The 12,222-nt window shown below is 32.8% G+C and carries 11 protein-coding genes; 9 read left to right on the top strand and 2 right to left on the bottom strand.

All coding sequences use genetic code 11. From position 1 onward, the window contains the following. Positions 1 to 91: 91 nt before the first annotated feature. From KLA_RS15005 to arfB, 8 genes are all read left to right on the top strand, one after another. Positions 92 to 736 carry a thymidine kinase gene (locus KLA_RS15005; protein ID WP_013620760.1) on the top strand — a complete coding sequence of 215 codons (645 nt, stop codon included), beginning with the start codon at positions 92 to 94 and terminating at the stop codon, positions 734 to 736. Further along, positions 729 to 1,835, top strand: a complete 1,107-nt coding sequence (gene alr / locus KLA_RS15000) for an alanine racemase (protein WP_034646720.1) — start codon at positions 729 to 731, stop codon at positions 1,833 to 1,835. Before KLA_RS15005 ends, alr begins: the two co-directional genes overlap by 8 nt. A 64-nt stretch (positions 1,836 to 1,899) precedes the next feature. Then, on the top strand, positions 1,900 to 2,301 hold the full coding sequence (gene mscL, locus KLA_RS14995) for a large conductance mechanosensitive channel protein MscL (RefSeq protein ID WP_013620758.1): 402 nt from the start codon (positions 1,900 to 1,902) through the stop codon (positions 2,299 to 2,301). A 173-nt stretch (positions 2,302 to 2,474) separates the two neighbouring features. Then, entirely contained in the window at positions 2,475 to 3,464 is a 990-nt protein-coding gene (locus KLA_RS14990; protein WP_034646719.1) for an aspartate-semialdehyde dehydrogenase, read from the top strand. Between the two features lie 208 nt (positions 3,465 to 3,672). After that, positions 3,673 to 4,305, top strand: a complete 633-nt coding sequence (locus tag KLA_RS14985; protein ID WP_013620756.1) for a LysE family translocator — start codon at positions 3,673 to 3,675, stop codon at positions 4,303 to 4,305. Between the two features lie 53 nt (positions 4,306 to 4,358). Further along, positions 4,359 to 6,506 (top strand): prolyl oligopeptidase family serine peptidase, encoded by a 2,148-nt coding sequence (locus tag KLA_RS14980; RefSeq protein WP_034646718.1) that lies wholly within the window; start codon positions 4,359 to 4,361, stop codon positions 6,504 to 6,506. A gap of 58 nt (positions 6,507 to 6,564) precedes the next feature. Further along, the gene (locus KLA_RS14975) at positions 6,565 to 7,536 is read left to right on the top strand and encodes an ABC transporter ATP-binding protein (RefSeq protein ID WP_034646717.1); all 972 of its coding nucleotides are present in this window, start codon (positions 6,565 to 6,567) and stop codon (positions 7,534 to 7,536) included. A gap of 4 nt (positions 7,537 to 7,540) precedes the next feature. Further along, on the top strand, positions 7,541 to 7,945 hold the full coding sequence (gene arfB, locus KLA_RS14970; RefSeq protein WP_034646716.1) for an alternative ribosome rescue aminoacyl-tRNA hydrolase ArfB: 405 nt from the start codon (positions 7,541 to 7,543) through the stop codon (positions 7,943 to 7,945). A 6-nt stretch (positions 7,946 to 7,951) separates the two neighbouring features. Here the strand turns inward: arfB and KLA_RS14965 are convergent, their stop codons facing one another. Next, positions 7,952 to 9,301: a sensor histidine kinase gene (locus tag KLA_RS14965; RefSeq protein ID WP_034646715.1), complete on the bottom strand. Its 1,350-nt coding sequence runs from the start codon at positions 9,299 to 9,301 to the stop codon at positions 7,952 to 7,954. Continuing rightward, on the bottom strand, positions 9,291 to 10,661 hold the full coding sequence (locus KLA_RS14960; RefSeq protein ID WP_034646713.1) for a sigma-54-dependent transcriptional regulator: 1,371 nt from the start codon (positions 10,659 to 10,661) through the stop codon (positions 9,291 to 9,293). The genes KLA_RS14965 and KLA_RS14960 overlap by 11 nt, the downstream gene beginning before the upstream one ends. A 214-nt stretch (positions 10,662 to 10,875) precedes the next feature. Here KLA_RS14960 and KLA_RS14955 point away from each other — a divergent pair, with 214 nt between their 5' ends. Next, positions 10,876 to 12,222 (top strand): TolC family protein, encoded by a 1,347-nt coding sequence (locus KLA_RS14955; RefSeq protein WP_034646711.1) that lies wholly within the window; start codon positions 10,876 to 10,878, stop codon positions 12,220 to 12,222.

The following is a 12,222-nucleotide window of genomic DNA, read 5'->3' as shown; positions in this document are numbered from 1 at the left end:
TTAAAACCTTATCTGGTTAAAATTTTCAATAATTTTAATCGATCTACTAAATAAGAACGAAAAACGCTTTATTTTCGTCTAAAAATACAAAATGTTTCTTGAAAATACGGTTAACCCCAAAGAACAATTTGGCTGGATAGAGGTTATTTGCGGATCTATGTTCTCTGGTAAGACAGAAGAATTAATTAGAAGACTTAAACGTGCGCAGTTTGCAAAGCAAAAAGTTGAAATTTTTAAGCCTATTGTAGATACGCGCTACCATGAAGAAATGGTAGTGTCTCATGATGCTAATGAAATAAGGTCTACGCCTGTGCCTGCTGCTGCAAATATACGGTTGTTGGCAGATGGTTGTGATGTTGTAGGTATAGATGAAGCTCAGTTTTTTGATGACGAAATTGTTACAGTTTGTAATGATTTAGCTAACAAAGGCATACGTGTTTTGGTAGCAGGTTTAGATATGGACTTTAAAGGAAATCCATTTGGGCCAATGCCAGCCTTAATGGCTACAGCCGAGTATGTAACTAAAGTGCATGCAATTTGTACACGTACGGGTAACTTAGCCAATTATAGTTTTAGAAAATCTAATAATGATAATTTAGTAATGCTAGGTGAAACCGAAGAGTATGAGCCACTAAGTAGAGCAGCATATTACAAAGCAATGCTTAAAGAAAAGGTAAAAACTATAGACGTAGACGCAGAGCAAATAAAAGACCCAAAAAAAGATAGTAATGCCTAAGGCAACAGAAACTGTTCTAGAAATTAACTTAAATTATTTAGAGCAAAACTACAAATACCTAAAATCTAAACTAGCACCAAACACAATGTTTTTGGCTGTGGTTAAAGCATTTGCATATGGTAGTGATCAAGTGCAAATTGCCAAAAAAATTACAGAACTAGGAGCAGATTATTTAGCTGTTGCATATACTAGTGAAGGTGTTGCAATACGCAAAGCAGGCATACAAACACCTATATTAGTACTGCATCCGCAAGAAGTAAATTTTGAAGAAATTGTGGCTTATAATTTAGAGCCAAGTATTTATTCTGCCAGAATTTTAGATCAGTTTATAAAATATACTTCATCAATAAATAAAGAAGATTATCCTGTACATTTAAAATTTAATACAGGATTAAATAGGTTGGGTTTTTTAAAGGCTGATGTGCCACAAATTGTTCAAAAAATACAAGAAACAACAACAATTAAAGTTGCTTCTGCTTTTTCTCATATGGCAGCGTCAGAAGATTTAACAGAAAAAGAGTTTACAGAGCAGCAAATACAAAAGTTTAAAAGTATAAGTAACACACTAGATGGTTTACTTGGCTATTCACCTATAAAACACATGTGCAATACATCTGGTATTTTAAATTATCCAGACGCTCACTTTAATATGGTACGTAGTGGTATAGGGTTGTATGGTTTTGGTAACGATGCAAAGTATGATGTGTATTTAAAACCAATAGCTAGTTTAAAAACAGTAATTTCTCAGTTGCATAACCTAGACCCAAACCAAAGCGTAGGGTATAATATGGCATACAAAGCCACCCATAAAATGGTAACAGCAACACTACCTTTAGGTCACGCAGATGGTATTTATAGAATTTATGGCAACCAAAAAGGATTTGTATTTATTAACGGCAAAAAAGCACCAATAGTTGGCAATACCTGTATGGATATGATTATGGTAGACGTAACCAATATAAACTGTAAAGAAGGCGATGAGGTTATTGTTTTTAATGAAGTGCATACTGCAGATGCATTAGCTACAGCAGCAGGTACAATCTCTTATGAATTGGTAACGGGAATATCACAGCGTGTTAACCGAGTTTTTATTTTTTAAGATAATTTTAAGAAACTGTAATTTTTAGTATATTGCAGGTATTAACTAAATAAATACACTAAACATGTTTAAAGAATTTAAGAATTTTATTATGACTGGCAACGTTATAGACTTAGCGGTTGCAGTATTATTGGCAGGTGCAATGGGGCTTGTAGTTAGCGGTTTCGTTAGCGATATTATGATGCCTCTTGTAGGTCACTTCTCTGGAGGAATTGATTTTGCAGATATGAAAGTTGTTCTAGATGAAGCAGTAGTTGCTACAGATGGTACTGTTACTAAGCCAGAAAACGCAATATTATATGGTAAATGGATTAATGCTATAATTAACCTTATTATTGTTGGTTTTGTGTTGTTCTTAATCGTAAAAGCTTACAACAAAACAAAAACTCCTCCGGCTCCAGCTGCACCAGCAGGACCAACACAAGAAGAGTTATTAGCACAAATTAGAGACTTACTAAAAAAGTAATTCCCTAATAACTATATAAAGCCGCTAAGCTTACCAGTAAGCTTGGCGGTTTTTTTATTTCTTTTTTAAAATGTTATAAATAAAACAATTTGTTATATTTATTTTATTCTATTAAAACTTGCTTGGCGGTTAAACTACATTAAACTACATTTGTTATTCTAAATATTATAAAAATGAAAGTAGCCGTAGTTGGTGCCACAGGAATGGTAGGAGAAGTAATGCTTAACGTATTACAAGAACGTAATTTTCCATTAACAGAGTTATTATTAGTAGCCTCAGAACGTTCTGTAGGTAAAAAAATGACCTATAACGGCAAAGAACATACCGTTATTGGCTTGGCAGATGCTGTTGCAGCAAAACCAGATTTAGCAATTTTTTCTGCAGGCGGAGACACCTCTTTAGAATGGGCTCCAAAATTTGCAGAAGTAGGCACAACCGTAGTAGACAACTCTTCTGCGTGGCGTATGGATCCTACAAAAAAATTAATAGTTCCAGAAATTAATGCAAGTGAACTAACCAAAGAAGATAAAATTATTGCAAATCCAAACTGCTCTACCATACAGTTGGTAATGGTTTTGGCACCTTTGCATAAAAAATATAAAATGAAACGTGTAGTAGTTTCTACCTACCAATCTGTTTCAGGTACAGGCGTAAAAGCTGTAAAGCAATTAGAAAATGAAACGGCTGGCATAAAAGGAGAAATGGCTTATCCTTATCCAATTAGCAGAAATGCGTTACCACATTGTGACGTTTTTATGGATAACGGCTACACAAAAGAAGAGATGAAACTATCTCGTGAACCACAAAAAATATTTAACGACCGTACCTTCTCATTAACAGCAACAGCAGTACGTATACCAACAGCAGGTGGCCACTCAGAGTCTGTAAACGTAGAGTTTTATAATGATGCAGACGTTAGCGAGGTAAGGCAAGTATTAAGCAAAACAGCAGGCGTAGTTGTACAAGATAATCCAGATACAAACACCTACCCAATGCCAGTTTACGCACATAATAAAGACGATGTTTTTGTAGGGCGTATACGTAGAGATGAGTCGCAAGCAAACACATTAAATATGTGGATAGTTGCAGATAACCTACGTAAAGGAGCAGCAACAAATGCAGTGCAAATTGCAGAATACCTTAACAATAATAAGTTACTGTAATACGCAGTTTTAGTTTTGGGTGTTCCTAACGGGCGGGCTTTACATTGCAATCTTTTTTAAGAAAAATAAAAAAGGATTTTCATTACAATCCCTAACACAAAAATAAAAACCTTTAAGAAGAATTCTTCTTAAAGGTTTTTTTGTATTATTTTTAAAAACATAAAGCGCTAAATGTGATATAGTTTGCAACAGCTTAAAGCCAAAAAATATGATACCAATTAATGATTTACTAATATTTGGATTAGCGGCATTGATAATGGTGCTTTCGCCTGGTCCAAATATGATTTATTTAATCTCAAGGTCTTTATCGCAAGGAAAAAAAGCTGGAGTCATTTCTCTTTTAGGAGTAATGTGCGGATTTTTATTTCATATACTTATGGTGTCTTTTGGACTTACGGCAATATTTTTTGCGGTTCCATATGCATTTATAGTGGTTAAATTTCTTGGAGTAGCTTATTTATTATATTTAGCTTATAAAACTGTTAAATCCAAAAACAAAATATTTGACGCTGACCAAGGTCTTAAATCAGACAAACCTCTTAAACTCTTTAATATTGGTTTTTTAACAAATATATTGAACCCTAAAATGGCAGTATTTTATCTTTCATTTTTTCCTCAATTTATAAAACCTAAATATGGCTCTATATTAGGTCAAAGTTTTCAACTTGGAATTATACAAATAATAATAAGTTTTTCAGTTAATTTTTTGATTGTCATATCAGCTGCTAAAATGGCAAGTTGGTTCTCCAAAAAGCCAATATGGTTAAGAATACAGAAGTGGTTTATGGCTTCTGTATTAACCGGACTTGCCATAAAAATGGCATTGGCAAAAGCAAAATAAAAACTGTTACACAAAACAGTTAAGTTTTATCAACCTAAAATAAACAAATTCTTATGAAACATTTAAGCATATTTATTTTTACGGCTATTACTTTTGTAGCTTGTAAATCACCCTCAAAAAAAGAAGCAATTATGATCTCATATCCATCAACCAAAAAGGTAGATACAGTTACAAATTATTTTGGCACAACTGTAGCAGATCCTTACCGCTGGTTAGAAGATGACCGCAGTACAGAAACAGAGTCTTGGGTTAAAGAGCAAAATAATACAACCTTTGGGTATTTAGATCAAATTCCGTTTAGAGAAAGCCTAAAACAAAGATTAGAAAAACTTTGGAATTATGAGAAACTAGGAGCTCCTTATAAGGAAGGAGATTACACCTATTTTTCAAAAAATAATGGATTACAAAATCAATCCGTAATCTATAGAAAAAAAGATGGCGAAGAAGAGGTTTTTCTAGATCCTAACAAGTTTTCAGAAGATGGTACAACATCATTAGCAGGTTTAAGTTTTTCTAAAGATGGTTCTTTGGCAGCGTACTTAATATCTGAAGGTGGTAGCGACTGGAGAAAAATAATTGTTTTAGACGCAAAAACAAAAAATATAGTAGAAGATACCTTAGTAGATGTAAAATTTAGTGGCTTATCTTGGAAAGGTAACGAGGGCTTCTTTTACTCTAGTTATGACAAGCCAAAAGGGAGCGAGTTGTCTGCAAAAACAGATCAGCACAAACTATACTACCATAAACTAAAAACACCACAAAGCGCAGATGAGCTGGTTTTTGGAGGCACACCAGAAGAAAAACATAGGTATGTTGGCGGTAGTGTTACCGAGGATGGTAAATATTTGCAAATTACAGCAGCAGTATCTACATCTGGCAATAAATTATTTTTAAAAGACTTAGAAACTAATGAGGTAAAAACAGTAGTTGAACACACAAAATCTGATACTTATGTAATAGATAATGTTGGCACTAAGCTATATGTAGTAACCAACTTAAACGCACCTAACCAAAAGGTAGTTGTTACAGATTTTAGTAATCCAACACCAGAAAATTGGGTAGATTTTATACCAGAAACTGAAAATGTGCTTACTGCAGGTACAGGTGGTGGTTACTTTTTTGCCAATTATATGGTAGATGCTATTTCTAAAGTATTACAATATAATTACAATGGAGATTTGGTACGTACTATTGAGCTTCCGGGTGTTGGTACAGCTTCAGGTTTTGGAGGTAAAAAAGAAGAAAAAGAGTTTTACTTTTCTTTTACCAACTACAATACACCAGGATCATCTTACAGCTATAATGTAGAAACAGGAAAATACAAACAATATTGGAGTCCAAACATAGATTTTAACTCAGAAGATTACGAGTCTAAACAAGTATTTTATACCTCTAAAGATGGTACAAAAATACCAATGATAATTACCTATAAAAAAGGATTAGAATTAAACGGTAAAAACCCAACTATACTTTATGGATATGGTGGTTTTAATGTAAGCTTAACTCCTAGTTTTAGTATTAGTAATGCTGTATGGATGGAGCAAGGCGGAGTATATGCAGTACCTAATTTAAGAGGTGGTGGTGAGTATGGTAAAAAATGGCATGATGCAGGTACAAAGCAGCAAAAGCAAAACGTTTTTGACGATTTTATTGCAGCAGCAGAGTATTTAATAGAAAACAAGTATACAACACCAGAGTATTTGGCACTTAGAGGTGGCTCTAACGGAGGTTTACTGGTTGGTGCAACAATGACGCAGCGTCCAGATTTAGCTAAAGTAGCATTGCCTGCAGTAGGTGTTTTAGATATGTTACGCTACCATACATTTACAGCAGGTGCAGGTTGGGCGTATGACTATGGTACAGCAGAAGACAACAAAGAAATGTTTAATTATTTATTAGGCTACTCACCAGTACACAATGTTAAAAAGGGAGTAGCATACCCTGCAACTTTAATAACTACAGGAGATCATGACGACCGTGTAGTGCCTGCTCATAGTTTTAAATTTGCGGCAGAGTTGCAAGAAAAGCAATCTGGTAACAACCCAACATTAATTAGAATAGATATTAACGCAGGTCACGGAGCGGGTAAATCTACCGAAGCTATAATTAATGAGCAGGTAGATGTACAAGCATTTACATTATTTAATATGGGATATACAGAGTTGCCAAATAAGGCAGTTTTAAAAGATTTTAAAGAATAAGAACTATTAATTTCAAAAAAATCCGTTTCTTACTAGAAACGGATTTTTTTATCTATTTATGTTACACGTAAACAATATATCATTTTCATACAACACAACGCCAGTTTTAAAAAACATAGACTTTACAGTAAATGAAGGCGAATACCTAGCAGTTTTAGGAGAAAGTGGCAGCGGAAAAAGTACACTTTTAAAAATTATATATGGTCTTCTTCAGTTAAAGGAAGGGACTATTTTTTGGAAAGACAACCAAGTTTTAGGGCCAGATTACAATTTAATTCCAGGAGAAAAGTATATGAAATACCTATCTCAGGATTTTGACTTAATGCCTTTTCTTACTGTTGAAGAAAATGTGAGTCAGTACTTATCTGTTTTTTATCCAGAAGAACTAAAAGAAAGAACAGAAGAGCTTTTAGAAATGTTAGAAATGACCAGTTTTGCTAAAACAAAAGTGAAATTGTTAAGTGGTGGTCAGCAACAACGTGTTGCTTTGGCTAGAGTATTAGCGCAAGAACCAGAGTTGTTATTATTAGACGAACCCTTTAGTCATATAGATAATTTTAGAAAAAATAGTCTGCGTAGGCGACTTTTTGGTTACTTAAAAATGAAAAAAATTACATGTATTGTTGCTACACATGATGAAAAAGAAGTACTGCCATTTGCAGATCGTATTTTAGTAATAAAAGATGAAGAAATAATTGCAAATGAAAAGACAGAAACACTATACAACAACCCAAAGTCATTATACATAGCAAGTTTATTTGCAGAGGCAAACTTAGTTCCTGCTTCTACTATAAAAGAGAATACAGATACAAAAAAACAGATTGTTGTGTATGCACACGAGTTTAAGGTATCTGAAACTTCTGGAATACAAGTACGTGTAATTAATAGCTATGCAATGGGAGCTTATTATTTAATGGAAGGTGTAACAGAGGAGCAAAGCTTATTTTTTACGCATCCTAAAAGTATAGAAGTAGGCAAAAAAGTGTTCTTAAATGTTTCTTTAGAAATAATAAATAAAAGAATAGAATAAGGTTTTGAATACAGCACAAATAGTACAGGAGTTGCAATTTAAAGCAGTGCGCAGTAGTGGTGCTGGTGGCCAGCACGTAAATAAAGTTTCTACTAAAATAGAGCTTACGTATGATTTGCAAAACTCTACAGCAGTTACAGACAAAGAAAAAGAGCGACTATTATTAAAACTAAGTAATAGGCTTACAAAAGAAAATGTTTTGTTGTTGCAGTGTGATGATTCTAGAAGTCAGCATAAAAACAAAGATTTGGCTATAAAACGCTTTTTAGAGCTTATAAAGTCGGCCCTAATTGTGCCTAAAAAACGCAAAAAGACAAAACCATCTAGGTCTGCTATTGAAAAACGATTGAACACTAAAAAGAAATCGGCCTTAAAAAAAGCAAATCGTAAAAAGCCAAGTTTAGAGTAGCAACACTTAAAACAACAATGTAAAAACAGTTTCTTGGTTTGGAGTACTTCTTAATTTTAAGCTTCCGCCGTGTAGCCTTAATATTTGTTTAGACAAGCTAAGACCAATTCCTGTTCCGGTATTTTTGGTTGTAAAAAACGGAATAAAAATCTCATCTATTAATTCCGGAGGTATACCAGGACCATTATCTGCAACAGTAATAAATTTTTCTTTTTCATCTGTGATGCCAGCGGTAACAGTAATATTTCCGTTCTCTTGTTCGCCTATAGACTGTACTGCATTTTTACACAAGTTTAAAAGTACCTGTGTAATTTGTTTTTCATCTATAAAAAAGGTTAAGTTTTCTGTTGTTAAATTAGATGCAAAATTAATATTGGTATTCTGGTTTTCTTGGTCTATTAAAACAAACACTTTGTGTATTAATTGTTCTGCTTTCACAAGACTTTTGTCTGGTGCCGGAATACTTAAAAAGCTACGGTAGCTTTGTACAAAGTCCATTAAATTATTTCCTTGTTCTTTTACAACAGCTAAGCCTTTAGAGGTATTTTGTATGTGCTTTTCGGTTAATTCTTCAAGCGGTATTAATCCGTCTTCTTTTTTGTAATAATTTAAAATAGACTCAGATATTGATGTTATTGGCGCTATAGTATTCATAATTTCGTGGGTTAAAACTCGTATAAGTTTTTCCCAAGAATCTGCTTCTTTTTCTTCTAGTTCTCTTTGTATATCTTGTACTACAACAAGTAATAAGTTTTTATTGTCTAGTGTAACGGTAGTAGATTTTAAAGTAAGTTGTATTCTTTCTCTTTCGTTTGTTAACTCTATTAATTTACGCTGAAAAGGCTCTAGTTTGGCAAATAAATTATACAAATTAGTATCTACTTGCTGCAATTGCTTAATGTGGTTTAGTGGTTTGTAGTTTAACAAATGTTCTACTCTTGGGTTGGCAAAAAGTATATGTCCTTTATCATTTATAGTTAAAATACCAATATCAGCGTGTTTTAATATTTCTTGGTAGTACTTTTCCTGAACCTGATTTTTTACGTGTATTTTATGAATCATAGCATTAAGCATATTAAGACTACGATTTAGTTCTTTTAAAGATTTTACATTTTCGTACTCAGGAAAGCGTAGTGTAAAATCTTCATTTTTAATAGACTGAAAAAAATAAGCAATTTTACGGTTGGTATGGTTTACATAATTAATTAAAAAAACGGTAAGCAAAATTAATGCAATAAAAAAAGCACCAGAAACTATGTAATTTTTTTGTAAGCCAAAATAGGCTAGTCCAACAGCAGAAAGTGTAATAAAAACAACCCTTAACACTAATTGAAAATAGAAGCTTTTACTCGCCATTTCCTGTCTTTTTAATTTTGTTATATAATGTTTGTCTAGATATGCCCAATTGGTTTGCAGCGGCACTATAATTACCATCGTGCTTTTTTAAAGCATCATTAATCAATAGCAATTCCATTTCAGATAAGGTAACATTAGTAGTATCTAACGTTGGAGTTCCCTTTTCATTTAAAATAAAATCTGTTGGTTTAAGCACATTTCCATCACATAAAATAACAGCCCTTTCCATAGTGTGTTGTAATTCTCTAATATTACCAGGCCAGCTATAAGCAAGTAATTTTTCTTGAGCCTGATTATTAATACGTAAACCAAGCTTACCATATTTGGTCATAAACTTGTTCAAGTAAAATTCAGCTAAAATTAACACATCACCATCTCGCTCTCTTAGTGCAGGTACTTGCACGTGTATGGTATTAATACGGTACAATAAATCCTCTCTAAACAAGCCATCTGCAACCATTTTTTCTAAATTGCAATTTGTAGCACAAACCAGCCTAATGTCTACAGGTATTGGTTTGTTAGAGCCTACACGCACTACAACTCTGTTTTGTATGGCAGATAGTAATTTAGCCTGAGTTTGTAAGCTTAGATTACCTATTTCATCTAAAAATAAAGTTCCACCATTTGCGGCTTCAAACTTACCAGCTCTGTCTTCCTTGGCATCTGTAAAAGCTCCTTTTGTGTGTCCAAAAAGTTCGCTTTCAAATAAGGTTTCAGATATAGAGCCCATATCTACACCAATAAAAACCTCATTTTTACGGTTAGATAAGTTGTGTAACTCTCTTGCAATTAATTCCTTTCCTGTTCCGTTTTCACCAGTAACTAGTACATTTACATCGGTTTTAGCTACTTTTTGTACCAAGTTTAATACAGAAGTTAATGCTTTAGAGTTGCCAATTATGTAGTTTTTATTTTGGTTAATAACCTGTTTTAAAGAACTCTCTTTCTCTTTTAATTTAGAAACTTCTTTTTGAGACTTGCGTAATTGGTATGCAGATTTTAATGTGGCTAGCAGTTTGTCATTATTCCACGGTTTTAAAATAAAATCTGTTGCACCTTCTTTTAAAGCTTGTACAGCAAGGTCTATTGCCCCATAGGCGGTCATCATAATAACAGAAATATGCGGAGCACGTTTTTTAATTTCTCTATTCCAATACAAACCTTCGTTACCAGTATTTACACCGGCAGAAAAGTTCATATCTAACAGAACAATGTCATAATCACTTAAATTTTCAAATGAAGATAATAAGTTAGGATTTCCTAGTGTGTCTACTTTTTCATATTCAAACTGTAATAAAATCTCTAATGCACTTAGTACACTTTTGTTATCATCTACAATTAATACTTTACCTTTTTGCATTATAAAGTTGTTTGGGTTGAGGAAGGTTTATGCATTAAAACTACAAATGTTATACATTACAATTTTACAAGTGTAAAAAAATTAGACATTATTTGTATATATATTTTACACTTGCTTTTTGGTTTTAACAGGTGTTTAATTGTAAGTAATTGATAATTAGTAAATTATGTTTTTGGCACAACAATGGCTTTAGTTTTGGCACACAATAAAAATTATGAACATAAAAATTAAACATATTCTATTTTTGTTACTCTTGGTAAGCTTGCCAAGTAGTGCACAACAAAGCTGGTCTTTAGATGAGTGTATAAACTATGCTATAACGCATAATTTAGAATTAAAAAATCAGGAGTATACAGTTGCATCAAGTAAAGAAACCCATAAGCAAGCTGTGCGTAATTTGTTGCCAAGTATAAATGGTTCTGCAAGTTATGATGTTAGATATGGTAGGTCTGTAGATCCAAATAACAATAATATAATAGACACAGATTTTTTCTCTAACAATTACAATTTAAATTCTTCCTTAGATATTTTTAGAGGTTTTCAGAGAATAAATAGTATAAAAGCAACAAAGTATATTTATAAAGCAGTGCAAGAAGATGCGCAACAACAAAAATACTTGTTGGCATTTAGGGTAATGTCTGCCTTTTATGATATTCGTTTTTTTCAAGGCGCATTAAAAATTGCTAAGGAGCAAGTAAGTATATCAGATACAAATTATGCATTTGTAAAAAAACAATTAGAGTTGGGTTTAATTGCACAGGCAGATATGTATGAGGCAGAATCTGTATTGTTAACAGATAAGTTAGCAGTAACCCAAGCAGAAAACCAATTGGCAGCAGCTAAACTAAATTTAATACAAGAAATGAATTTAGAAAACGTGTCTACCATAACCCTAAAAGCAGATGCTTTAGACCTAAAAAAAGTGGCAGATACTACATTGCAAACCAATACAGTTTACAGCAAGGCTCAAACATTTTTGCCAAGTATAAAAGCAGGGCAATTAAAGGTAAAGGCTGCGCAAAAACAAGTAGCTATTGCAAAAGGAGGTTTGTACCCATCATTATCTTTGTTTGCAGGCTATGGCACAGGATATTATGAAACTAATGTAGATGATATTACTAACGAAATAATATCATTTAAAAATCAAATAAGAGACAACGCATCTAGGTCTATAGGTTTGTCTATGAATATTCCTATTAGTAACAAATGGTCTGGTAGATCAGAAATTAAACAACAAAAAATAGCGTTGCAACAGGCAGAAAATAATTTAAAAATTCAGGAGCAAGAGCTGTATAAATTAATACAACAATTGGTACAAGAAAAAAATGCTTTAGAAGTAGAAAATTTACAAAGCTTAAAAAAGTTAAAAGCACAAGAACTAAGTTTTTCTATAGCTCAAAAAAAATACGAAAAAGAAATGATTTCTGCAGTAGAATTGTACCAAGCAAAAGTACTGTACACTACAGCACAAAACGAGAATTTACAAGTACAAATAAGATTAAAAGTAAACCAGAGTACATTAGATTTTTACAACGGTTTGCCCGTATTTACTATAAACTAA

This window comes from Cellulophaga geojensis KL-A, from assembly GCF_000568425.1.
Lineage (GTDB): Bacteria > Bacteroidota > Bacteroidia > Flavobacteriales > Flavobacteriaceae > Cellulophaga > Cellulophaga lytica.
The sequence above is the reverse complement of the archived record's forward strand: the minus strand, read 5'-3'. Positions and strand labels throughout refer to the sequence as shown.

Coding starts and splice junctions, on each gene's coding strand:
- KLA_RS14960 (WP_034646713.1), bottom strand. CDS start 10,661: ATGCAAAAAGGTAAAGTATTAATTGTAGATGATAACAAAAGTGTACTA.
- KLA_RS14985 (WP_013620756.1), top strand. CDS start 3,673: ATGATACCAATTAATGATTTACTAATATTTGGATTAGCGGCATTGATA.
- KLA_RS15005 (WP_013620760.1), top strand. CDS start 92: ATGTTTCTTGAAAATACGGTTAACCCCAAAGAACAATTTGGCTGGATA.
- KLA_RS14990 (WP_034646719.1), top strand. CDS start 2,475: ATGAAAGTAGCCGTAGTTGGTGCCACAGGAATGGTAGGAGAAGTAATG.
- alr (WP_034646720.1), top strand. CDS start 729: ATGCCTAAGGCAACAGAAACTGTTCTAGAAATTAACTTAAATTATTTA.
- KLA_RS14980 (WP_034646718.1), top strand. CDS start 4,359: ATGAAACATTTAAGCATATTTATTTTTACGGCTATTACTTTTGTAGCT.
- KLA_RS14975 (WP_034646717.1), top strand. CDS start 6,565: ATGTTACACGTAAACAATATATCATTTTCATACAACACAACGCCAGTT.
- KLA_RS14965 (WP_034646715.1), bottom strand. CDS start 9,301: ATGGCGAGTAAAAGCTTCTATTTTCAATTAGTGTTAAGGGTTGTTTTT.
- mscL (WP_013620758.1), top strand. CDS start 1,900: ATGTTTAAAGAATTTAAGAATTTTATTATGACTGGCAACGTTATAGAC.
- KLA_RS14955 (WP_034646711.1), top strand. CDS start 10,876: ATGAACATAAAAATTAAACATATTCTATTTTTGTTACTCTTGGTAAGC.